18 protein-coding genes, 1 other RNA gene and 3 pseudogenes are annotated in these 21,104 nt (G+C 57.7%); 16 read left to right on the forward strand and 6 right to left on the reverse strand.

Annotation, left to right across the window (positions count from 1 at the left end; all coding sequences use genetic code 11):
* From B3V69_RS05205 to B3V69_RS05225, 5 genes and pseudogenes are all read left to right on the forward strand, one after another.
* Positions 1-327, forward strand: a pseudogene (locus tag B3V69_RS05205) (3-hydroxyacyl-CoA dehydrogenase); the annotation flags it as partial.
* 51 nt (positions 328-378) lie between these two features.
* Positions 379-453, forward strand: a non-coding RNA gene (locus B3V69_RS05210) — sX9 sRNA.
* 40 nt (positions 454-493) lie between these two features.
* A complete protein-coding gene (locus B3V69_RS05215; protein ID WP_296444436.1) occupies positions 494-1,690 on the forward strand; it encodes an acetyl-CoA C-acyltransferase in 1,197 nt (398 codons plus the stop codon).
* 310 nt (positions 1,691-2,000) lie between these two features.
* Positions 2,001-3,620, forward strand: a complete 1,620-nt coding sequence (locus tag B3V69_RS05220; protein WP_296444438.1) for a sensor histidine kinase — start codon at positions 2,001-2,003, stop codon at positions 3,618-3,620.
* A 14-nt stretch (positions 3,621-3,634) separates the two neighbouring features.
* Positions 3,635-5,068: a sigma-54-dependent transcriptional regulator gene (locus B3V69_RS05225; protein WP_296444440.1), complete on the forward strand. Its 1,434-nt coding sequence runs from the start codon at positions 3,635-3,637 to the stop codon at positions 5,066-5,068.
* Positions 5,069-5,206: 138 nt separating this feature from the next.
* On the opposite strand, the gene B3V69_RS05230 is transcribed toward B3V69_RS05225, so the two are convergent.
* The 3 genes from B3V69_RS05230 to B3V69_RS05240 all read right to left on the reverse strand — a co-directional run bounded on the left by B3V69_RS05230 (position 5,207) and on the right by B3V69_RS05240 (position 7,961).
* The gene (locus B3V69_RS05230; protein ID WP_296444442.1) at positions 5,207-5,839 is read right to left on the reverse strand and encodes a cytochrome b/b6 domain-containing protein; all 633 of its coding nucleotides are present in this window, start codon (positions 5,837-5,839) and stop codon (positions 5,207-5,209) included.
* Between the two features lie 88 nt (positions 5,840-5,927).
* Complete coding sequence (locus tag B3V69_RS05235; RefSeq protein ID WP_296444444.1) at positions 5,928-7,274, reverse strand: cytochrome c3 family protein; 1,347 nt, start codon at positions 7,272-7,274, stop codon at positions 5,928-5,930.
* Between the two features lie 114 nt (positions 7,275-7,388).
* Positions 7,389-7,961 carry a response regulator gene (locus B3V69_RS05240; protein ID WP_296444446.1) on the reverse strand — a complete coding sequence of 191 codons (573 nt, stop codon included), beginning with the start codon at positions 7,959-7,961 and terminating at the stop codon, positions 7,389-7,391.
* A gap of 558 nt (positions 7,962-8,519) precedes the next feature.
* Here B3V69_RS05240 and B3V69_RS05245 point away from each other — a divergent pair.
* From B3V69_RS05245 to B3V69_RS05265, 5 genes are all read left to right on the forward strand, one after another.
* Positions 8,520-8,945 (forward strand): response regulator, encoded by a 426-nt coding sequence (locus B3V69_RS05245; RefSeq protein ID WP_296444447.1) that lies wholly within the window; start codon positions 8,520-8,522, stop codon positions 8,943-8,945.
* 181 nt (positions 8,946-9,126) lie between these two features.
* On the forward strand, positions 9,127-9,978 hold the full coding sequence (locus B3V69_RS05250) for an acyl-CoA thioesterase (RefSeq protein WP_296444449.1): 852 nt from the start codon (positions 9,127-9,129) through the stop codon (positions 9,976-9,978).
* A gap of 94 nt (positions 9,979-10,072) precedes the next feature.
* Positions 10,073-10,303: a DsbA family protein gene (locus tag B3V69_RS05255; protein WP_296444488.1), complete on the forward strand. Its 231-nt coding sequence runs from the start codon at positions 10,073-10,075 to the stop codon at positions 10,301-10,303.
* Complete coding sequence (locus B3V69_RS05260) at positions 10,296-11,060, forward strand: enoyl-CoA hydratase (protein ID WP_296444450.1); 765 nt, start codon at positions 10,296-10,298, stop codon at positions 11,058-11,060. The genes B3V69_RS05255 and B3V69_RS05260 overlap by 8 nt, the downstream gene beginning before the upstream one ends.
* An 82-nt stretch (positions 11,061-11,142) precedes the next feature.
* Positions 11,143-11,991 carry an SDR family oxidoreductase gene (locus B3V69_RS05265; RefSeq protein WP_296444451.1) on the forward strand — a complete coding sequence of 283 codons (849 nt, stop codon included), beginning with the start codon at positions 11,143-11,145 and terminating at the stop codon, positions 11,989-11,991.
* 287 nt (positions 11,992-12,278) lie between these two features.
* Here B3V69_RS05265 and B3V69_RS05270 read toward each other — a convergent pair.
* The 3 genes and pseudogenes from B3V69_RS05270 to B3V69_RS05280 all read right to left on the reverse strand — a co-directional run.
* Positions 12,279-12,644 (reverse strand): annotated as a pseudogene (locus tag B3V69_RS05270) (IS1634 family transposase); the annotation flags it as partial.
* A 350-nt stretch (positions 12,645-12,994) separates the two neighbouring features.
* Positions 12,995-14,680: an AMP-binding protein gene (locus B3V69_RS05275; RefSeq protein WP_296444453.1), complete on the reverse strand. Its 1,686-nt coding sequence runs from the start codon at positions 14,678-14,680 to the stop codon at positions 12,995-12,997.
* Positions 14,681-14,726: 46 nt separating this feature from the next.
* Positions 14,727-15,464: an FFLEELY motif protein gene (locus tag B3V69_RS05280; protein WP_296444454.1), complete on the reverse strand. Its 738-nt coding sequence runs from the start codon at positions 15,462-15,464 to the stop codon at positions 14,727-14,729.
* A 68-nt stretch (positions 15,465-15,532) separates the two neighbouring features.
* Between B3V69_RS05280 and B3V69_RS05285 the strand changes: the two genes are divergently transcribed.
* The 6 genes and pseudogenes from B3V69_RS05285 to B3V69_RS05310 all read left to right on the forward strand — a co-directional run.
* Complete coding sequence (locus B3V69_RS05285; protein WP_296444456.1) at positions 15,533-16,039, forward strand: hypothetical protein; 507 nt, start codon at positions 15,533-15,535, stop codon at positions 16,037-16,039.
* 21 nt (positions 16,040-16,060) lie between these two features.
* Positions 16,061-17,680 (forward strand): GMC family oxidoreductase, encoded by a 1,620-nt coding sequence (locus B3V69_RS05290; RefSeq protein WP_296444458.1) that lies wholly within the window; start codon positions 16,061-16,063, stop codon positions 17,678-17,680.
* Positions 17,681-17,793: 113 nt separating this feature from the next.
* Positions 17,794-18,267: an Lrp/AsnC family transcriptional regulator gene (locus B3V69_RS05295; RefSeq protein WP_296444460.1), complete on the forward strand. Its 474-nt coding sequence runs from the start codon at positions 17,794-17,796 to the stop codon at positions 18,265-18,267.
* A gap of 53 nt (positions 18,268-18,320) precedes the next feature.
* Positions 18,321-19,052, forward strand: a complete 732-nt coding sequence (locus B3V69_RS05300) for a GNAT family N-acetyltransferase (protein WP_296444462.1) — start codon at positions 18,321-18,323, stop codon at positions 19,050-19,052.
* Between the two features lie 87 nt (positions 19,053-19,139).
* Positions 19,140-20,009, forward strand: a complete 870-nt coding sequence (locus B3V69_RS05305) for an HlyC/CorC family transporter (protein WP_296444464.1) — start codon at positions 19,140-19,142, stop codon at positions 20,007-20,009.
* Between the two features lie 136 nt (positions 20,010-20,145).
* Positions 20,146-21,104: pseudogene (locus B3V69_RS05310) on the forward strand (apolipoprotein N-acyltransferase); the annotation flags it as partial.

Raw genomic sequence — 21,104 nt, forward strand, 5'->3', positions numbered from 1 at the left:
ATCAACGAAGCCAAGGCCCTATTCACCGGCGGCTACCGTGCACCGCACATGCGCCAGTTCGCGGTGGCGGGCCGCAGCGGGGTGGCCACGATCAAGGGTTCGCTGGTCAATATGCGCGACGGCGGCTTCATCAGCGCGCACGATTTCCATATCGCCAGCCTGATCGCCAATGTGGTGTGCGGCGGCGATGTGGACGCCGGCAGTCTGGTGAGCGAAGAGTATGTGATGACGCTGGAGCGCCAGGCCTTCTGCGAACTGCTCGTCCACCCCAAAACGCAAGAGCGAATCATGGGCATGATGTCCACCGGCAAGCCGGTTCGTAATTGATAAAGCTACTGCGCGGTCGCCATGCGTCGTTGGGCGGTGCTCGGAATCCTCACGTACAGGGAGTACGTTGCGGTTCCTGCGCTCCGTCCGCCTAGCCTGACGATCGCTCGCTACGCTTTCTCAATCACGAACAAAGCTCAATTGATGAATTGACCTGAAAGTTAAAATGAAACAAATTCAAGAAGCCTATATCGTTGCCGCCACGCGCACGCCTATTGGTCGTTCGCACCGGGGTTTTTTCCGCAACACCCGCCCCGACGATCTGCTGGTCAAGGCCTTGCATGCGGTGCTGGCGCAAGTGCCCAGTCTGGACCCGCAGTCGATTGAAGACCTGATCTGCGGCTGCGCCATTCCCGAAGGTCCTCAGGGGCTGAACATCGCGCGCATCGGCGCCGTGCTGGCCGGCCTGCCGACCAGCGTCGGCGGCATCACCGTCAATCGCTTTTGCGCCTCGGGCTTGAGCGCGGTGCAAATGGCGGCCGACCGCATTCGCGTCGGTGAGGCGGATGTGATGATCGCCGCCGGCGTGGAGAGCATGAGCATGGTGCCGATGATGGGCAACTCGCCCTCGCTGTCGCCCACCATGTTCAACAACGACGAGAACATTGGCATTGCGTACGGCATGGGTCTGACCGCCGAGAAGGTGGCGACGCAGTGGAAAATCAGCCGCGAAGCGCAGGACGAGTTTTCTGTTGCATCGCATAAAAAAGCGCTGGCTGCCATGGAAGCCGGTCACTTTGCCGATGAAATCACCCCAGTGGAAGTGATTGACCGCTCGCCCGATCTGCATAGCGGCGAAGTCATCGAGAAAAAGCGCCTGGTCAGCCTGGACGAAGGTGCGCGCTTTGACACCTCGATGGAAGGTCTGGCCAAGCTCAAGACGGTGTTTGCGGCGCGTGGCTCGGTCACGGCCGGCAACAGCTCGCAGACCTCGGACGGCGCCGGCGCCCTCATTTTGGCCAGCGAGAAAGCGGTCAAGCAATTCGGTCTGACCCCGCTGGCGCGCTTCGTCAGCTTTGCGGCCAAAGGCGTGCCACCGCGCATCATGGGCATTGGCCCGATCGAGGCCATTCCGGCGGCGCTGCGTTATGCCGGTTTGAAGCAGGACGACGTCGACTGGATTGAGCTCAACGAGGCGTTTGCCGCGCAGTCGCTGGCCGTCATCAACACGCTGGGGCTGGACCCGGCCAAGGTCAACCCCATGGGTGGCGCGATTGCATTGGGGCATCCGCTGGGCGCCACCGGCGCCATCCGCTCCGCCACCGCGATCCATGCGCTGCATCGCAACAAGCTGCGCTACAGCATGGTCTCCATGTGTGTCGGCATGGGGCAGGGCGCTGCCGGCATCTTCGAGCGCGTCTGAAACCCCACGCTCACCCTGAATCGAACACCGCGGCGATGCCGCGGCGCCCACCTGCTGGCGCCATCGTTTGACACGCATCATTCTTTCGTCACATTCTCGGTTGGCGGTGCCGGGTATCCATTGGGCTGGTGTTATGCTGATTTCATTGGAAATCGGAGCATGCCAAGGGTGTCATTTTTGGTCCTTCGCTTCGATTTGACGAGTTGCCCCGCAGTTGTGGAATTCGGATGTGCCTTGCAAGGGACGCCCGAGCATCGGGACTTCGTGCGAATCGGTTAGTTCCACTTGCTATTTCTGACGTGTGGTAACAATGAGATTTTCAGAGAGTCCGCTTAAGTTCAAGGTCGGCCTGTACTTGGCGCTTACCTTGACTGTGGCGATGACTCTATTCACGATGCTGGTCGTTCGGCACCAGCGCGATGAACTGCGCGAAGCGACGGTATCTCACCTCTCAAAAATATCTGAAGTCATCACCAAAAGCACGCGCTATGCGATGCTTCAAGATGAGCCCGAAAATATAGCGAGAATTATTCGGGATGTAGGAAAGCAGGAGAACATTGCCAAGGTTCGGGTCTGGAACAAGGACCGCAAGATCATCTACTCCTCCTATTTGCCTGAAGTCGGAAAAATGCTCGATCCGAACGCTGATGGCTGCACGCTTTGCTATCCGAATATTTCGCCCGGTCTTCCGATTCCCACAACCGCGATATCGCGGAACTTCATCAGTCCGGACGGCCGCAGGATGATAGGCAGCATGGAATTGCTGCACAACGAGATTTCCTGCTACTCGGCAAGTTGCCATGAACATAAAAAATCGGACTCGGTGCTAGGCGTGCTGGATATCGTTTATTCGGTCGACGATATCGATAAAAAAATGAACCGGAACAGCCTCATGATCGCCGAATTCTCACTGGGCTTCATCGTGATCGTCTCGATCTTCGTGAGCGGCTTCGTCAGCCGTTTGGTCTATAGGCCCCTGCGAGATCTGGAAGCCGGTTCGAATAGGCTATCGTCCGGCAATCTGGAACAACTGATTCCGGTAAGAAGTCATGACGAGTTCGGGCAAGTGGCCAAGTCGTTCAATGCCATGACGTTGTCCATGAAGAATTCCCAGCATGAATTGCAAGAGTGGGGGCATACCTTGCAGCAGAAGGTCGAGGAGAGGACCAAACAACTGCGCACAGCCGAAGCCGAGACGGTACGGACGGAAAAATTGGCTTCGGTCGGCCTGCTGGCGTCGGGTATCGCTCATGAATTGAATAACCCGCTGACCGGCGTTTTGACTTTCTCGCATCTGCTGCGAAAAAAAATGCCGGACGGCAGCCAGGATGCGGAAGACCTGGATTTGGTGATTCGCGAAACAAAGCGGTGCGCCGCGATCATCCGGCGCCTTCTCGATTTCGCACGCGAGAAGAATCCGGAAAAGAAATTTTCCGATCTCAACACAATTGTCCAAAATACCGAGCGCATCCTCGCGCAACCTGCATCGTTGAACAACATAAAGATCACTTTGGATCTCGGCCGGGACCTGCCGCCGATCTGGATCGACGCTGACCTGATCGAGCAGGTGGTCATGAATATGATCGTCAATGCGCAGCATGCCATCGAACATGGCGGAAGTATTACCGTCACAACCCGTCGCGTGGATCGGCCGAGAAACCTAACGCCAGGCGAACCGACCGCACCCATGCTGGAAATCGCGATTGCCGACAACGGCTGCGGAATTTCCGAGAAAAACCTGCAACGGATTTTCGATCCCTTTTTCACCACCAAAGAAGTGGGCAAGGGGACCGGACTGGGCTTGTCGGTCAGCCACGGGATCATCAAAACGCATGGTGGAACCATCGTGGTGGAAAGCCAAGTCGGGGTAGGGACCATTTTTCACGTTTATCTTCCTCTGGAGCCCCCGGGAAATATTGAAAATCATTAACGTAGGAGCAATTAATGAAAACCAGGATACTGGTCGTCGACGACGAGGAAATCGTCATTAAAAGTTGCATGCGAATTCTTGTCGACAATGCTTACGAAGTTGATTCCGCACCAAGCGGTCTGGCTGCTTTGAGGAAAATCGAAGAGAGTCCTTTCGATGTGATGATTCTTGACATCATGATGCCGCATATGGACGGACTGGAGGTGCTGCAGCGCGTCAAGGAAACGCATCCCGACATCGACGTCATCATGGTGACGGGGTTGGCGCAGATTGAAACCGCGGTGCGGTCCATGAAACTCGGCGCCTTCGATTATCTGCCCAAGCCGTTCGATCCAGATGAACTCAAGCTGGTGGTGGAGCGTGCACTGGAGCGGCGCCAACTCCTGCAGGAAAACCTCAGTCTCCGAACCGAACTTAGCTCCAAATACCGTTTCGAGAACATCGTCGGGTCCAGCCAGGCGATGCAGAATGTCTATCATCTGATCGCCAAGTGCGCGCCGACCAACAGCACGGTCTTGATCACTGGTGACAGCGGAACCGGCAAGGAGCTGATTGCCCGCGCCATCCATTTCAATAGCCTGCGCAAGGACAAGCTATTCGTCGCCGTTGACTGCAATGCGCTCAGCGAAACGTTGCTGGAAAGCGAACTGTTCGGGCATGTCAAGGGTGCTTTCACGGGCGCTGTGGCCAACAAGCGCGGCATGTTTGAAGCCGCCGATGGTGGAACGCTTTTCCTGGATGAGATATCGAACCTGTCGATGTCGATTCAGGCCAAGCTTCTCAGGGTCATTCAGGAGCGGGAGTTCAGGGCGGTCGGCGACACCCGAGTCCAGAGCACCAACATCCGGCTGGTCACCGCCACCAACAAGGACATCAAAACGATGGTGGCGGACGGCACATTCCGTGAGGATCTTTTCTACCGCATCAACATCTTTCCCATCCAGTTGCCTCCTCTGAGAGAGCGCCATGAAGACATACCGGCGTTGGCGTTCCATTTTCTCAAAGCCTTCGGCAAGGAGCTCGGGAAGGAATCGACCGAATTTTCCGAAGGCGCGTTGAGCGCACTCGTGAACTACAGCTGGCCGGGAAATGTTCGTGAACTTGAAAATACGGTGCATCGGGCAATGATCCTGAGCAGCGACAAAGTGATTCGGCAGGCTCACTTGACGAACATCATTGATGTGCTGCCGCGGCCTGAGCTTGATGTGCCCAGGACCAGCGATGAGCTGAAGCGACTCAAGAAGATGGCACGGGAAAAATCGGTTCAGGAGATCGAGAAAAACTTCATACTTGAGGCCCTCAAAAGAAACACCTGGAACGTCACCAACAGCGCGGAGGAAACCGGAATGCTTCGCGCGAATTTCCAGGCGCTCATGAAGAAATACGATATCAAAATCCGTGGCATGGACCCCGATGATCCCTCGTCGTTCCGCGTGGAGTTCACTTGAAATGGATGTAGGTTGAAGTTGCCCCTTCCATGTCACGGACGCCTGATCGTTCTGACGCCTCGCGCGGGGTACTTGGCTGGCGCTACGTGCCATGGATGCCTTGGTCGATCATCAGGAGGAACGCATGGGCACTGACCGCTAGTGCCCGGCGTCCTCTTCAACTTCCTCGTAGCCGGTAAACATCGCCTTGATGTGAGTGGTCGGCGTACGGCCAAGGGTTGCAAGGTAGGGGTGAATGAAAATGAAGAACGTCAAGAAAATGAACCCGAGCACGTGCACCGTGTCCACCACGCGAACGCCGCCAAAGAAATCCACCGCTGGTCGAAAACGCTCAACATCCCACAGTAGCACGCCCGTGTAAAACTGAATCGGAGCGACCAGCATCATGACGATTTGGTAGGTCATGCTTTGCATTGGATTGAACTTGTGATAGGCACTCGCATGATGCGGGTTGGGGTCCCCCCGGAAGATTCCGAAGCCGTAATATTTCATTTGTGCAAAGAACTCACGGAAATACTTCGTTGGACTCAACTCCGTGTGATAGGTCTTGATCTTGTCCGAGGATAAATAGAACAGCAGCCAGATAAAGAAATTGGCGATCAGGACAAAGCCGATCCAGTTATGCAAATCAACGGCGGTTTTGAACGCCATGACATTGATCAATCCGATGTATCGAATCTGAACACCGGTGAGTAGCATCGCGAGGATGCTTGACGCGTTTATCCAGTGCCAAATCCTGACCGGCAGTGGGTGAAGGTATAGTTTTTTCATTTTCGCCTCTCCTAAAGTTGGGTTGTACGGATGCCTATTGAGCAGTTTGCGGGCAATGATCGGCCGTTAGTCGAGCACGCCCGGATTTTCATTTGTCGCTGGTCTTCTTCCCATATTTCTTGAACAGCCACCTCAAGGTAAAGTGACCCAAAGGTACCGTGATGCCGATGGCCAACACGATGACGAACAAAACATCCAGCAGCTTGATTCTGGTGCCACCGATCGCGTAAAAGCCACTGACAGACTTCACGGAAATGGGGGAGGTCAGAACCTCTTTTTGCGCATCGTAGTGAATTGACCGGCCATCGGGACGAACGATCGAAATGGTAACGGTCTGGAAAATATCAGAGCCTTCTCGGTGGCACGTGCCGCAGTCCTTGATGGCCTGTTCTTTGCCAACCAATTGGTGCGCCTCCACGCCCGAGCTGACCTCCAGACGTCCACGCAAAACCGTCTTCTCGTCTGGGTCATCGCTGTTAAACACTTTCAGCAGGCTCTGCAAGGCATAGGCATCCAATCCCTGCCCTTTGGCATCGGCCGCTTGGGCACGGCTCTTGAATTGCGGCACGCCTTTTTTCTCGGTCACCGACTGGTTGGTGAGGCTGTCGTACAGCCTGAGATTGACTTGCCGTTTCGCCGTCGCCACATGACAGGCGGGGCATGAAATCGCTTCAAAATGCCGCTCGACGTTGGGCAGCCACACCTTGTGAAGGTGCAGCGCGTCCTTGTGGCAATTCAGGCAAGCATCTTTGATCCGGCTTCCGGTTGCGGCAGCCTTTATCTCGTGCGCCTTGTGGCAGTCAGCGCAGATCGGTGCCTTCTTTTCATTGGCTGCCAGTTTGCCGGTTTGTTTGGCGCGTGCGTGACCATGCACACTGGACGCATAGGCGGTGAAAACCTCACCGTGGCAGTTCCTGCATACGACGTCGTCCATGGGGCCAGATGCCGATTTGGCGCGGACCGCGTGCGGATCATGGCAATCCGAACAGATCGGCGCTTCGGAATTGCCGTCGCGAACGAGTGCGGCATGCAGGCTGCCCTCATAGAGCTTGACGTTGTCTTTGTGACAGTCCTCGCAGACTTTCAGCGCGGCAATTGAATATTCCCGCGAACCAATTTTTGGATTGCTTCCCTTCGTGTGTTTCTTGACATCAAATCCGGCATGGCAATCGGTGCACCCGTTTTCGTTATGAACCGACTCCGAAAAAGCTTTGTCTGAAACATGCAGGGAGGTCGATTCGCCATTGGCACTTACTTTGCCGAACTTGTTCTTTGCGTGGCAGTTGAGGCAGGCTTGATCCTCCGGTGCCAGAACGCCGTAAGCAGCATGCGCCGATAGGCTGCTTGCCAAGAAAAATACAGCTGCCACCACGACAGAAAAAAAAAGGTTCATGTAGACAGCGAATTTGGAGGCTTCTTTCATAGCGCTTGTCATTTTGTGTTCCTCTGACTTGTGATTCTCAACATCCGACCGAACGGCCGGGAGGGTTTTGTCTCCCGCCCGGCACCAAGTTTTCACATGTTTTCCACATGCGTAGAACAGATGCCTTCATTTGCGCTCAAGCAGTGCCTGGGCGCACATCCAAGTCAAAATGGCAAATCCGGCGAAAGGCAATGCGATGATGTAAGCGAGACCAATAAAAGGCGCCGCAAAGAACAGCGCAATGTTTTTGATTGTGCTTTCCGGCCGCTGCATCTCGGCGGGTGGCAAATTGATGGCTTCGGCTTCGGCGGGTGCCGCCAATATCGCATCCAATTCCTGCAATGCTTTATTCGTGCTGCCTTCAATCATTTCCGGCGACAGGGGCTTGCGCAGGAAGCCCGACACTCCGGCGGCTTCAGCGCGAACTTCATTGTCACTCGTTCCATAGCCGGTGATGACGACCACCGGCAGCCATGGTTGGCTCTTCTTCACCCGCTCGGCGACTTCAAGACCACTCATTCCTGGCATCTTGATATCGGTAAAAACAACGTCGTAGCGTTCGTTCTTGAGTTTGAGCAGCGCCTCTTCGCCGCTCTGCGCGGTGATCACCGCATAACCCTTGCTTTTGAGAACACGGTCAAAGCTTTTGCCGACCACAGCGTCATCATCGACGACTAGAATTTTGCGTAGAACACTCATCATATTCTCCTGGTTAAAGTTAATTCCGTACCTTCTGACCAAGTGATAAGCAACGACCGTGCCATGGTTTGCATGGGTGGAAATAGTGATTCAAATTCAATAGCTTGCGTCAATATCCGTGTCCAAATATGCCGCTGCGAAATCAACAACAACTGAAACTTGTACATATTTTTTATTCAGTTGAATCGACTCATTTTGTGAATTCTTTTTTAAATTCAACAAGTTACATGATTTTTCAGATGAACAAATATTTTATGCAGCGGGTGACGTGAATGCGGCGATAAGGCAAGTGAGGGCCAGCGCATATCGCACTGCGCATCGGATAGTTGTCCAGCGGCAAACCGCTACATCCATTTGAAAGAATCAATTTAATATTTGGTGACCGTTGATTCCTTGTGTACAAAAGTTATGTGCTGAGCGTGAATATTGACGCCAACGTACTAGGCAATCCTGTGTGATTGGCTGCATCACTCGCTGAAACAAGCGGATATGAGCAGGGCACGAACATTGCTAGAGAAAGATCAAGAGACCTGATCAAAGAAAGAAGGGGAAGACGAAATGAACGGCAAAATGAAAATCCTGATCGTGGACGATGAAGAAGTGGTACGGGCTAGCCATCTCAGGCTACTGAGCGGGCACTGTTGCTATGTCGAAGCCGCGTTGAATGGGGCCGACGCATTGCGTGAAATGGAGCGCGATTCATATGATTTGGTATTGCTCGATCTGCGCATGCCGGGGTTGGATGGGATGTCGGTTCTCAGGATGATCAAGCAGAGATGGCCGGAAAGCGAAGTGGTCGTCATCACCGGTTATCCGTCGGTCGACACCGCCAAGGAAGCCATCCGGCTGGGTGCTTACGACTACTTGGCCAAGCCGGTCGACCCTGATTGCGTCATCAAGGTGGCACATTGCGCCATCATGCAAAAGAAATGGACGCTGCACCGAGTCCCGACGCCAGATGCGGAGAAAATGCTTTATGCGTGAAAGCGGCCATGGATGCATTCAATGAAGCCACCATGGACTTTTATATTGCCGTGATAATGCCATGCCTGGTTGCCAATAGTTTCGGGCGTGCGTAGACAAAAAAAGCACGCTTCAGAGGCCTTTTTTTTAACGTCACCCAGATGACCGGCGGCTGGCCGGTGGGCTGCGACACTGCGACTCCATGAGTTCACATCCTTTTGATACAGCGCTTCATTTGACGCCGGACTTCGGTGCCACCCCCGATCAGTTTCTGGGCCTCACCAGCCCGGCCTGGTGGAACATGGTCGGGCCGTTCGGAGGAGTCAGTGCGGCCATTGTCCTGAACGCCGTCATGATGCATCCGTCCCGCCTGGGCGAGCCGGTGGCTTTGACGGTGAACTACGCCAGCGGCCTGATACAGGGTGCCTTCAAGGTCATGGCCACGCCAGTGCGCACCAATCGGTCTACGCAGCACTGGGTGCTGGCCTTGCGCCAAGCGGACGCCAGCGGTGTCGAGTTTGTGGTGCTCACCGGCACGGCCATCACCGCCGTGCGGCGGGAAACCTGGAGTGCCAACGACATGCCCATGCCCGAGGTGGCGCCGCCCGACTCCGTGGCCCGAATCACGCCATTTTCCAAGGCGGCGGCATGGCTCCAGCGCTATGACATGCGACCGGTGACGGGCGCCCTGCCCTCGACGTGGGACGGTGGTGCCAGCAGCGACGATCCGCAATTGGCCAGCCTGACGCAACTCTGGATTCGGGACGAACCGCCGCGCGCCCTGGACTTCGCGTCGCTGACGGCCATGGCCGACGTCTTTTTCCCGCGCATCTGGTTGCGTCGCTCGGTGCGGGTGCCGGTGGGAACCGTTTCACTGACCGTGTATTTTCATTCCGGCGTTGAGCAACTGGCCGAGTCCGGCACCGGTTACTTGTTGGGGCAGGCGCGTGGGCAGGCGTTTCGAAACGGTTTCTTCGACCAGGCGGGGCAGCTGTGGAGCACCGCCGGAACCCTGCTCGCCACAACGCATCAACTCGTTTACTACAAAGAGTGAACACATTGCCGATCAGTACGGGATGCTGCACAGCCAGTCGCTATGATGTGCCCTTTCAATTCAACCCGAATTTCCCGATCAATACCCTGCCTTGATGCGCGCGGCCGTGCTCACCAAGGCCGGCTTCGATCCGCAAGCGCTGCTGGGCTTGAGCCGCGAGCCGCTCGTCAGGGATGCGTTGACGGTCGCGACCGAAGCGGCCGTTCAGCGCGGCGTCTTTGGCGCCCCTACTTTTTTGTGGCCGACCAGATGTTCTGGAGCCAGGACCGATTGGACTTTGTGCGCGAAGCACTGGCCCATTAACTTGAGGAAACAGCATGACTGACATATTGACTGACATCGCCAACGGTGTCATGACCATCACTTTCAATCGGGTGGAAAAGAAGAATTCCATCACCAGCGCCATGTATGCGGCCATGGCCGATGCGCTGGCGCTGGCGCAAGCCGACGCCGCCGTGCATGTGGTCGTGTTCCAGGGGCACGAAACGATTTTCAGTGCCGGCAATGACATCGGGGACTTCCTCAATGCGCCCACCGCAACCCAGGACTCGCCGGTGTTTCGCTTCTTGCGCGGCATCAGCACCTTTCCCAAACCCGTTCTGGCGGCGGTTTGCGGTCCGGCGGTGGGTATCGGCACCACCATGCTGTTTCATTGCGACCTGGTGTATGCCGGTGACAACGCGGCCTTCTCCATGCCCTTCGTCAACCTGGGCCTGTGCCCCGAAGCCGCCTCCAGCTACCTGGCGCCGCAGCTGATGGGCTATTCCCGCGCCGCCGAGGCGCTGTTGCTGGGGGAGCCATTCATGGCCGAGTCGGCGCTGGAGATGGGACTCATCAGCCGCATCGTGCCGCCGTCCGAAGCCGCCGCACTGGCGCAAGGTCAGGCACAAAAGCTGGCCGCCAAGCCCTTGAACTCGCTGATCGAGACCAAGCGCCTGATGAAAAAAGGGCAGACCAGCATAGTGGCCGAGCGCATGGCGGAAGAAGGCGACAGTTTTGGGCGCCTGCTGCGCGAACCGGCGGCGCGCGAGGCGTTCACCGCATTCATGGAGAAGCGGAAACCGGATTTCTCAAAAACTTAAAGAAAACTGGTCTGTAGCCCCCGTCAAATAAGCGTGAGAAGCTATTATTTGTATAGCAAATACAGCGACAGGAGAATCGAGCATGACAGTCGTGAATCAGACCTTCAGCCTGACGGGTAAAACCCTGTTCATCACCGGTGCCTCGCGCGGCATTGGCCTGGCGATTGCCAAGCGGGCGGCGTTGGATGGCGCCAACATCGTCATCGTGGCCAAGACGACCGATCTCAACGCCAAACTGCCAGGCACGATTTACAGCGCGGCCAAAGAGGTAGAGGCGGCCGGTGGCCGGGCTCTGGCACTGGCGGTGGACATCCGCGATGACGCCGCCGTCTTCGCTGCCGTGGCCCAGGCGGCGCAGACCTTTGGCGGCATTGATATTCTGGTGAACAACGCCAGCGCCATCAGCCTGACCAACACCGAAGCGACGCCCATGAAGCGCTTCGACCTGATGAATGGTGTCAATGCGCGCGGCACCTACCTGTGCACCATGGCCTGTCTGCCCGAGCTCAAAAAATCAGCAACGGCCGGACGCAACCCGCAGGTGCTGACCATGTCGCCGCCCTTGTCGATGCAGACGCACTGGTTTCAGAACCACACGGCCTACAGCATGGCCAAGTACGGCATGAGCCTGTGCACGCTGGGCCATGCCGGCGAGTTCAAGAAGTACGGCATTGGCGTCAACAGCCTGTGGCCACGCACGGCCATTGCCACGGCCGCCATGCAGATGATTCCGGGCGTCGATGTGGCGCTGTGCCGCAAGCCGGAAATTTTGTCCGATGCGGCCTGGCTGATTCTGACCAATAGCAACGCCAACAGCGGCAACTTCTACATCGACGACACCTTGCTGGCCGCGCATGGCATCACCGATCTGGAAAAGTACGCGGTGACCCCTGGCACCCAACATTTCATTCCCGATTTCTTTGTGGATTGATGGCTTGCCGAGGCGGCGGGCGTGTTGGCGATCGGGATAGCGCCGACTGACGCCATGCCAGGGGCGGCCTGCGCGTGTGGCAGTGCCAGTGACCAGACCGTGTGTTGCATGTGCCGCGCGTCTTCCAGCGCCTCATCCCCATTTGTGTCCGGCAACAGGACGATGAATTCCTCACCCCGTGGCGTGCCACCAGTTCGCCCGCGCAGACAATCGTCACCGGCCCTCAGGTTCAACACTTCCTGAACGCAAGTGGTTGATTTCATTAGAAATGGGTTGTTAAACGCAGACTACAAAGCGGGCTTGACGAGGTCTGAAGGTGTCGGTGGTGTCAATTCCAAAGCTGCAAACAGCGACTTCTGAACTGGCGTCATCTCGGTCAATCCAGTCAGTCTCTTGCCGTCGCTGGTCTGAACAGTTTGCTGGTGAATACGCTTGAGTTGCTCAAGCAATGTGCTGGGTGACTCTGATCGATTGGCCGCCTTGAGCCGCATTCGCATCACCCGGGACTCGATCTGCGCCATGAAACACACCAAGGCGTGTGAGCGAATCCGTTTGGGCAGCTGGTGGTACACCGGACCGATCTCGATGTCGGATTTGAGTACCCTAAAGCCGCGCTCAATATCGGCCAAACTCTTGTGGCGCTGCACCACCTCCGCGGCCGGTACATTCGTATGTCCAGGGCACAAACCCGCATGGTTACTGACTTCTTGCCGAAACCGGGCTGCGTTCACCGGACACTACTGATGGGGTCAGCATGTCAATTTCAGATTGAGGTTGCAAGTCCGGGGTTCGTGGAGCACTTGCGAATGTGCAGGACAGCCGCAGGCGTAATTGGTTGCCTGCGCACAGGAATAGTCAGATTCAAGAGTTGCTGGCGCATCGGAGGCAGTTGATCTCACTGTAACTGCGGCGCCCATGCCATCGCGGCCCCCACTGCGTCAACGTGTGTTGGGCGTGCGCTTACGGAATGCCCACGTAGGCATGGGCCCGCACAGCCATGCGCCTATTTTCCGACGCGCAATTCGCGTCTAAGAACTTTTCCCACATTCGATTTTGGGAGATCCTCACGGAACTCAATGTATTTCGGTCGCTTGTACCCGGTCAGATGCTGCTGGCAATATCTTGAGATATCGTCCTCGGACAAGTGGGGATTGTCTTTGATGACGAAAACCTTGATAGCCTCGCCCTGTTTCTCATCCGGTACACCAATAACGGCGCATTCCACCACGCCATCGCAAAGTGAGATGACATTTTCCAGCTCGCTCGGGAAAACGTTGAAACCGCTGACCAGAATCATGTCTTTTTTCCGGTCCACAATTCTGGTGTAGCCCCGTTCGTCCATGATGCCGACATCGCCCGTACGCATGAAGCCATCTGCCGTGAACGCGTGCTTATTTTCTTCGGGTTGTCTGTAATAACCCGTCATCACGTTGGGGCCCTTGATGCAAATTTCACCGGCCTGACCCTGAGCCAGCGAGTTTCCCTCGTCATCCTTGATGGCAAGGTCAATGCCTGGCAGCGGCAATCCTATGGTTCCGGAAAACTCTTTTGACAGTACCGGGTTGTTGGTACCGATCGCACAGGTTTCACTCATCCCCCAGCCTTCCACCATGGGGCAGCCGGTGGTCTCAAGCCAGTGCTTGGCGGTTCCAGCCGATGCGGCCATGCCGCCTGCTTGCGACACACAAAGACTGGAGAAATCGACTGTCTTGAACTGCGGGTGCTGCAGCAACGCATTGAACAAGGTGTTTACCGCCGGCAGCAAATGAAAGGGTCGTTTCTTCAGCGTCGCGATGAAGCCGCCAAAATCACGGGGATTGGGAATCAGTGTCAGGTGCGAACCCCACCGGATCGACAGAAGCGAAAGGGAGAGTGCAAATATGTGATACAGCGGCAGGGCTGCAATGCTGTTGATCTTCTTGACGTCGCCCACGCGTTCAAGCGCTGGCGTGAACCAGGCTTCTGCCTGCAGGATGGCCGCTACGATATTTCGATGGGTAAGAACGGCCCCCTTGCTCAGTCCGGTCGTGCCGCCCGTGTACTGCAAAAATGCCACGGAGTCCAGGGTGCTTGCAGCCGATTTGAATGGCATCGCCGTACCATCAGCAATAACTTGCTTGAAAGATGTGACGGTTCGCCCTTCTTTGCGGGCCAGCTTGTAGGCGGGCACCAATTTGGCGAGATGTCGGACCGCAAAAGTGATCCACTGACCGTACCAAAAGCCCAATAAATCGCCCATGGAGGCCATCACCACGTGCTTGATCGACGTGTTGTCAATGACTTCAGCGAGGGTCGCTGCAAAGTTTTCAAGAACCACAATGACGGTCGCGCCAGAGTCTTTAAGCTGGTGTTCCAGTTCGCGCGCCGTGTACAGCGGGTTGACATTGACGCAGGTGTAGCCGGCACGCAATACGCCAGCCATGGTCACGGGGAATTGGGGAATGTTGGGCAGCATGATGGCAACCCGCGCATCCGGCTCCAGTCCCTTGCTTTGCAGCCAGGCGCCGAAGGCCGACGAAAGTTTGTCGAGCTGCCCATAGCTCATCCAGCTTTCCATGCAGACTGAAAAAGGATTTGACGCGTTTTTCTGGAAAGATTCTTCCAGCATCTGTGTCAATGAACGATATTGCTCGGGGTTGACGTCATGCGCGACGCCTTGCGGATAGCTCTTGAGCCATAATTTTTCCATGGGGTTCTCCTGTGCCGTCATTGTCCGCCAGGTCCGTCTGGCTCCGTTACCGGGGTTGCCCCAGTATCTGGGTGATTTCCGTCTCGCAGGCGACAGCGCTGGCGTCAAAAAGCCGGTCAATCAGTCCGGACTCGCGTGATCTGACCGTGTCCATGAAATACGCGGCGCCATCGCCCTTGCGACCCATCGCCGCAAAGGTATCAAAGCCCGACTCAAGAAATCGCTGCAAGGACCCCAGTCCCGCCAGATTTGCCGGTCCGCGCATCATCTTGAGCATCATGCGAAGGCCGATGGTGCGCGTCAGACGGTCCAGTTCATGACCGATGTTCAGCACCGTGGCTACCTGCGTGTTCCGGTCCGACCGTCGATCAACGGACCGCCAGGCCTTGACATAGCGCGCGACTTCGGGTGTGTCGACGCTGATCATCCAGTTCTGGGCCATGGCCAGATCAAGATCTTCCGTCAGGCGATGCAGTTGCGCCAGCGATACGGCGGTTTGTACCACCTGCTGGGGAAAGAGTCGTTCCAAGGCCCCGGCAATGCGTGCAAATTGAGAATCGCGTTCGGAGTAGTCCTTCGCGCTGTAAAGCTCCTGCAGAAAAAACAGGGCAGCGGGTTGGTACCGTTCTGAGTGAAGCAGATCATCGTAAGTCCCCGCAAACCGTCTGGCCTGAAAAAGCTTGATGTCACTGATGGCCTGCGCCAATCCAGGCGTGTCAGCGGCCGTTTGTCTCAGCAGCGTGACGTGTGAGACTGCTTCGCGAATGATGTTTGTAGCGTCCATATAAACCCCGAGTCTATCTAGGTGCACCGCCCTAGCGGCGGCGTGCCCTTGCATGCGATAGTCGAAAAATGCAAAGAAGAACGCTGCTCAAGTTAGGAATCGTATCGGCGGCCGTGCTGCTCGTGGCCGGTGGAGCTACAGTCTTGCTGCAACCCGGCCTGCAACAAGGCAAACTGACAGCTGCCGCGCAAGAGGTATTTTCAAGTGTGGCCGGCGCCATCCTAGATCGCACGCTCCCCGTGGCGCAGTTTGAGAAGCAAAAATCCCTGGCCGCTTTGCTCAATCGCATTGATGAGCTGGTGCAGGCTTTCCCACCGCATGTTCAGGCCGAGTTGTCGCAGTTGCTGGGATTGCTCTCTACCGGGGTGGGGCGACGGACGCTGGCCGGGCTCGAATCTGATTGGCGCGGCGCCAGCGTCAAAGAGGTGCAGGACGCTTTGCAGTCCATGCGGTTGTCGCGCCTGACCCTGCGCCAACAAAGCTATCTGGCCCTGCACGACATCGTGGGGGCGGCCTACTTTTCTGACCCCAGCACATGGGCCACGCTGGGCTACCCCGGCCCCCTCAACATCTAACCAACGAGGTAATCCCCATTCATGAGCAGTTTGCCTGACCCGATCCGTGAGGGATTGAAGCGTGGCTGGAAAGTCCATGGTGGCGCGCACGGCGTGTTACCCGAGAGAATTGTCTGTGATGTGGTCATTATTGGCTCCGGCGCAGGGGCGGGCATCAGCGCCGAGCTGCTCACCCGGTCCGGTTTGCAGGTGGTCATCGTCGAGGAAGGGCCGCTCAAAAGCAGCAGCGACTTCAACCAGAAGGAAGCCGAGGCCTATCCTTCCCTGTACCAGGAGAGTGCCGGGCGAAAAACCGAGGACAAAGCCATCACCATTCTGCAGGGGCGCTGCGTGGGCGGTTCCACCACCGTCAACTGGACCAGCTCCTTTCGGACCCCCACCGGCACCCTGACGTATTGGCAGCAGCATTTCGGCTTGAGCGACTACACCAACGACGCACTCGCGCCCTATTTCCAGCAGGCCGAGAGCCGGCTGAACATCGGCACTTGGCTGACGTCCCCGAACGAAAACAACGACCTGCTGCGGCGCGGCGCGGCCAAGCTCGGCATCCCGGCGGCCGCCATTGCCCGCAACGTCAAGGGTTGCTGGAACCTGGGCTCTTGCGGCATGGGCTGCCCCACCAATGCCAAGCAGTCGATGTTGGTGACCACCATCCCTGCGGCGCTGGACCTGGGCGCCACCCTGCTGGTGGAGACCCGCGCCCAACACTTTGAGCTGGCCGATGGCCGGGTTCAGTCGGTTCAATGTATTTCGGTAAAACCGAATGGAGCCCCCGTCGAATATTCATCAAGCGCTACAGTAATCATAGCAAAGCACTTTGTCTTGTCAGCCGGTGCGATCAACTCGGCCGCCCTGCTGTTGCGTTCGCGGGCGCCCGATCCACATGGGCGGCTGGGCGCGCGCACCTTTTTGCATCCGGTGGTGATGTCCGCGGCCGTCATGCAGCAGAAGGTTGAGGCCTGGGCCGGTGCACCGCAAACCATTTACACCGACCACTTCATGGACACCCAGCCGATTGACGGGCCGATCGGCTTCAAGCTCGAAGCGCCGCCGCTGCACCCGGTGATCTTTGCCTCCACGGTGACCGGCTATGGTCAGCAGCAGGCCGATCTGCTGGCGCAGTTCCCCCACACCCATGTGCTGCTCGCCCTCTTGCGTGACGGTTTTCATGCGCAGGCCGCTGGCGGTCAGGTCAGGCTGCGCGCAGACGGCTCCGCCCTGCTGGACTATGCGCTGACAGACTTTGTCATGGACGGCGCCCGGCGCGGCCTGCTGGCCATGATGGAAATCCAGTTTGCGGCCGGTGCCCGCCAGGTCTTGCCGATGCACGAAATGGCCCGGCCCTACACGACGTGGACCGAGGCCAAACAGGCGGTCGCGGCGCTGCCCATGAAGCCGCTGCTAACCAAGGTCGTCAGCGCGCATGTGATGGGTGGTTGCGCCATGGCCGGCAGCGAAAAGCTGGGTGTCACGCGTCCCGACGGCCTGCACTGGCAGCTGGAGAATCTGTCCATTCACGACGGCTCGATCTTTCCGACCAGCATTGGCGCCAACCCCCAGCTTTCCATCTACGGCATGGTGAATCGCCTGGCGCAAGGGCTGGCCAAGCGCCTGTCGGGCAAGGACGTGGCGCTGGCCTGAAGTCTCACAACTGAATTTGTCGGTCTTCGGGCCGTGTGGCAATGGGTTCAATCGCCATGCAATTTGTGGTGTTGGATTTGCATCCAACGCAATAAATCTGCAAAATATTCCAAATGGAAACACTAGACAAGCTGGACAGGCTTATTTTGAGCCGCCTGCAGGCGAATGGACGCGCCACCTATGACCAGATCGCGGAGTCGGTGAGCCTGTCGCCCAGCGCCGTGTTGCGGCGCGTGAAGCGGCTGGAAGAAAACGGTGTGATCGATCGCTACGTCGCTTTGGTCAAACCGGAGGCGGTCGGGCTGGGGCTGATGGCGCATATCAACGTGCGGCTGGAAAAAAACACCGAAAACCACAAGCGCAATCCCAGGGATCTGTTCCGGGCCGGCGTTCAAACCTGGCCTGAAGTAGTGGAGTGCGATGCCTTGAGTGGTGAAATGGACTATTTTTTAAGGGTGTTGGTTCGAGACATGAGTGCGTACTCACATTTCGTTATGGAGACGCTGCTCAAGCATCCCAGTGTGCAAGATTGCCGAACCAGCTTTGTGCTGGACCGTGTCAAGGCGACGACGGCGCTGCCTTTGTAGGGCGATTGGTCCTTTGGGCGGAGCAGTCTAGGGAAAACCCTTATAGTTCATTCATGGTTGAAACAAACGCCGACGTCACTACATCTCCGCAAGCGGGTGCGGAGCGGGTGAACTCACCGCTGGAGGGGTGGTTGCGGTCGCCTGCATCCGAGAAGTCGCATGCGCTGGTGCCGATCCGTTCCCTGGGGGCCAATCATCGCGAGCGAATCGCCCATCATTTGCTGGCGCTTGATCAGCATGACCGTTATCTGCGCTTCGGGTTTTCGGCCAATGACGAACAGATCCAACGCTATGCGGACAGTCTGAATTTTGAGCGTGACGAGATCTTCGGCATTTACAACCGGCGTCTTCACCTGCTTGCCATGGCGCATCTGGCGTTCTCCGCCGATAGCAGTCTGCACGCCTGCGCCGAGTTTGGCGTGTCGGTTTCAAAGTCGGCTCGCGGGCGCGGCTACGGTGCGCGCCTGTTTGATCGGGCCGCCATGCACGCGCGCAATGACGGCGTGAGCCGCATGTTCATTCACGCCCTGAGCGAAAACACCACCATGCTCAAAATCGCCCGCAATGCCGGCGCCATCGTCGAGCGGGATGGGTCTGAATCCGAGGCCCATTTGTATTTGCCACCCGCCACGCTGGACACCCGTTTGACCGAGCTGGTGGCCGAGCAGTTTGCCCAGGCCGACTACGGCTTCAAGGTGCAGGTCAAACAGTTCTGGGACGTGCTGGCCGAGCTGCAGACGCTGCGCCGCGACGTGCAGGACGCGCAGCGCACCCCCCTGAAGTAAGGCGGCACCGGAGCCCGCCGCAGTGCGGTCATGACAATCCGCTATCCTTGAGGGTCTTCAACAACCGCATGTCCTGCTCTCCTGGCTGTGTCAGACCCCCACCCCGCGCGATATCCTGACAAGGAAGACAAGCGCACTTTCCTGCAAAAGTTGGCCGAGTTCATTCACCCGGGGCCGGACTCCACCGCCGAGCTGATCGAAACGCTGGCCGAAGCGCAAGAAAACAACATCATTGGCGCCGAGTCACGCGTGATGCTCGAAGGCGTGATCCGCATGGCGGACATGACGGCCGGTGATGTGATGGTGCCCGCCACCCGGATGGACCTGGTCAATATCGCAGACGATCACGATGTGCTGATGCATGGCGTGATCGACACCGCGCACTCGCGTTTTCCGGTGTACGAGGGTGAACGCGAAAACATCATCGGCATCCTGATGGCCAAGGACCTGCTCAAGCTGCAACGCGCGCCCGAGCTCAATATCCGGGCTCTGTTGCGACCGGTCGTCTTTGTGCCGGAAAGCAAGGGGCTGAACGATTTATTGCGCGACTTTCAGGGCAACCGCAACCATCAGGCGATCGTGATCGACGAGTTTGGCCGGGTCGCCGGTCTCGTCACGATTGAGGATGTGCTGGAGCAAATCGTCGGCGAGATCGAAGACGAATTCGACATTGCCGAAGACGAGGGCGATATTTATGGCCTGCCGGACCGCACTTACCGCGTCAGCGGCGACACCACCATCGAGCGGGTTGACGATGCCTTTGGCGTCAAGCTGACCAGCACCGATCCGGACGACCAGTTCGACACCATTGGGGGGCTGATTGCCCATGAAATGGGCCACGTGCCCAAGCGCGGCGAAATCCATACCCTGGCGGGCCTGGATTTCGTGGTGCTGCACACCAAAGGCGGCGCCGTGAAATGGTTCAAGGTGTCACCGGTTGCCGATGAATCTGCCTAGGGTGCAGACCCGGTGGCGCGCCGAGTCGGCGTCGCGACCGCCCCGTTTCACGTGGTTTCAAGTGGCGATCGCCTTGATCGCTGGCGCCGCCCAGGCGGCCAGCATGGCATGGCCTTGGGGTCAGGCCACTATGTCCATGCTGTTGGGTTTGCGCCATGGCCAGCCGGTCTGGTGGCTCCAGTTGCTGGCTTTGGGGCTGCTGGCTTGGCTGCTGGAGAGCAGCCGACGTGGGGGACACGGGGTCTGGCGGCTGGCCGCCCTGTGGGGCTGGTTATTCAGCACGGCCTGGCTGGCTGGCACCTTCTGGTGGACCTTTGTCGCCATGCACACCTATGGCGGCTTGCCCGCCTTCCTGGCGGCGCTGGCGGTGCTCGCGCTGGCCGGGCTGCTGGCTTTGTATTACGCCGGAGTTTGTGGACTATTTGTGGCGCTAGCCACCGTCAACAGGACGTGGGCAGCTATTATTTTTGCAGCGCTCTGGTTGCTGGCCGAGTTGGCGCGCGGTATCTGGCTGACCGGTTTTGGCTGGGGTGCGGCCGGCTATGCCCATGTGGACGGGCCGCTGGCCGGCTATGCGCCGTGGCTGGGTGTCTACGGCTTGTGCGCCATCGCCGCGTGGCTGGCCATGACCGTGGTGGGTCTGGTTCGCACCGGGCCGGGGTACTCTTGGCGCCACCGGGTGGCGACCCTGGCCGTCGCGCTGCTGGTACTGGCCTTGCCAACGATTTACCAGATGAGCGAGCCTGCCCTGTCGACGTCCACCGGACGTCTGGGCGTGACGCTGCTGCAGGGCAACATACCCCAGGACGAGAAATTCGAGGCCGGCTCCGGTGTGCCGCTGGCCTTACAGTGGTATGCCGAGCAATTGCAGATGAGCCGCAGTTCGCTCGTGATCGCGCCTGAAACGGCGATTCCGGTATTGCCGCAGCAGTTGCCGCCTGCCTATTGGGAGGCGCTGCAGCGCCGTTTCGCTTCGGGCGAGCAGGCGGCCCTGATCGGCACGCCCCTGGGCAACTACCAGCAGGGTTACACCAACTCGGTGTTGGGGCTCAAGCCCGGACCGGCGCAGCCCTGGCGCTACGACAAACACCACCT

The organism is Rhodoferax sp. UBA5149 (assembly GCF_002413825.1).
In the GTDB taxonomy this organism is placed as follows: Bacteria; Pseudomonadota; Gammaproteobacteria; order Burkholderiales; family Burkholderiaceae_C; genus Rhodoferax.

What these genes read in the sequence shown, in the direction of transcription:
- B3V69_RS05215 (WP_296444436.1), top strand. Translation starts at nt 494, where the DNA reads ATGAAACAAATTCAAGAAGCCTATATCGTTGCCGCCACGCGCACGCCT.
- B3V69_RS05220 (WP_296444438.1), top strand. Translation starts at nt 2,001, where the DNA reads ATGAGATTTTCAGAGAGTCCGCTTAAGTTCAAGGTCGGCCTGTACTTG.
- B3V69_RS05225 (WP_296444440.1), top strand. Translation starts at nt 3,635, where the DNA reads ATGAAAACCAGGATACTGGTCGTCGACGACGAGGAAATCGTCATTAAA.
- B3V69_RS05230 (WP_296444442.1), bottom strand. Translation starts at nt 5,839, where the DNA reads ATGAAAAAACTATACCTTCACCCACTGCCGGTCAGGATTTGGCACTGG.
- B3V69_RS05235 (WP_296444444.1), bottom strand. Translation starts at nt 7,274, where the DNA reads ATGACAAGCGCTATGAAAGAAGCCTCCAAATTCGCTGTCTACATGAAC.
- B3V69_RS05240 (WP_296444446.1), bottom strand. Translation starts at nt 7,961, where the DNA reads ATGAGTGTTCTACGCAAAATTCTAGTCGTCGATGATGACGCTGTGGTC.
- B3V69_RS05245 (WP_296444447.1), top strand. Translation starts at nt 8,520, where the DNA reads ATGAACGGCAAAATGAAAATCCTGATCGTGGACGATGAAGAAGTGGTA.
- B3V69_RS05250 (WP_296444449.1), top strand. Translation starts at nt 9,127, where the DNA reads ATGAGTTCACATCCTTTTGATACAGCGCTTCATTTGACGCCGGACTTC.
- B3V69_RS05255 (WP_296444488.1), top strand. Translation starts at nt 10,073, where the DNA reads ATGCGCGCGGCCGTGCTCACCAAGGCCGGCTTCGATCCGCAAGCGCTG.
- B3V69_RS05260 (WP_296444450.1), top strand. Translation starts at nt 10,296, where the DNA reads ATGACTGACATATTGACTGACATCGCCAACGGTGTCATGACCATCACT.
- B3V69_RS05265 (WP_296444451.1), top strand. Translation starts at nt 11,143, where the DNA reads ATGACAGTCGTGAATCAGACCTTCAGCCTGACGGGTAAAACCCTGTTC.
- B3V69_RS05275 (WP_296444453.1), bottom strand. Translation starts at nt 14,680, where the DNA reads ATGGAAAAATTATGGCTCAAGAGCTATCCGCAAGGCGTCGCGCATGAC.
- B3V69_RS05280 (WP_296444454.1), bottom strand. Translation starts at nt 15,464, where the DNA reads ATGGACGCTACAAACATCATTCGCGAAGCAGTCTCACACGTCACGCTG.
- B3V69_RS05285 (WP_296444456.1), top strand. Translation starts at nt 15,533, where the DNA reads ATGCAAAGAAGAACGCTGCTCAAGTTAGGAATCGTATCGGCGGCCGTG.
- B3V69_RS05290 (WP_296444458.1), top strand. Translation starts at nt 16,061, where the DNA reads ATGAGCAGTTTGCCTGACCCGATCCGTGAGGGATTGAAGCGTGGCTGG.
- B3V69_RS05295 (WP_296444460.1), top strand. Translation starts at nt 17,794, where the DNA reads ATGGAAACACTAGACAAGCTGGACAGGCTTATTTTGAGCCGCCTGCAG.
- B3V69_RS05300 (WP_296444462.1), top strand. Translation starts at nt 18,321, where the DNA reads ATGGTTGAAACAAACGCCGACGTCACTACATCTCCGCAAGCGGGTGCG.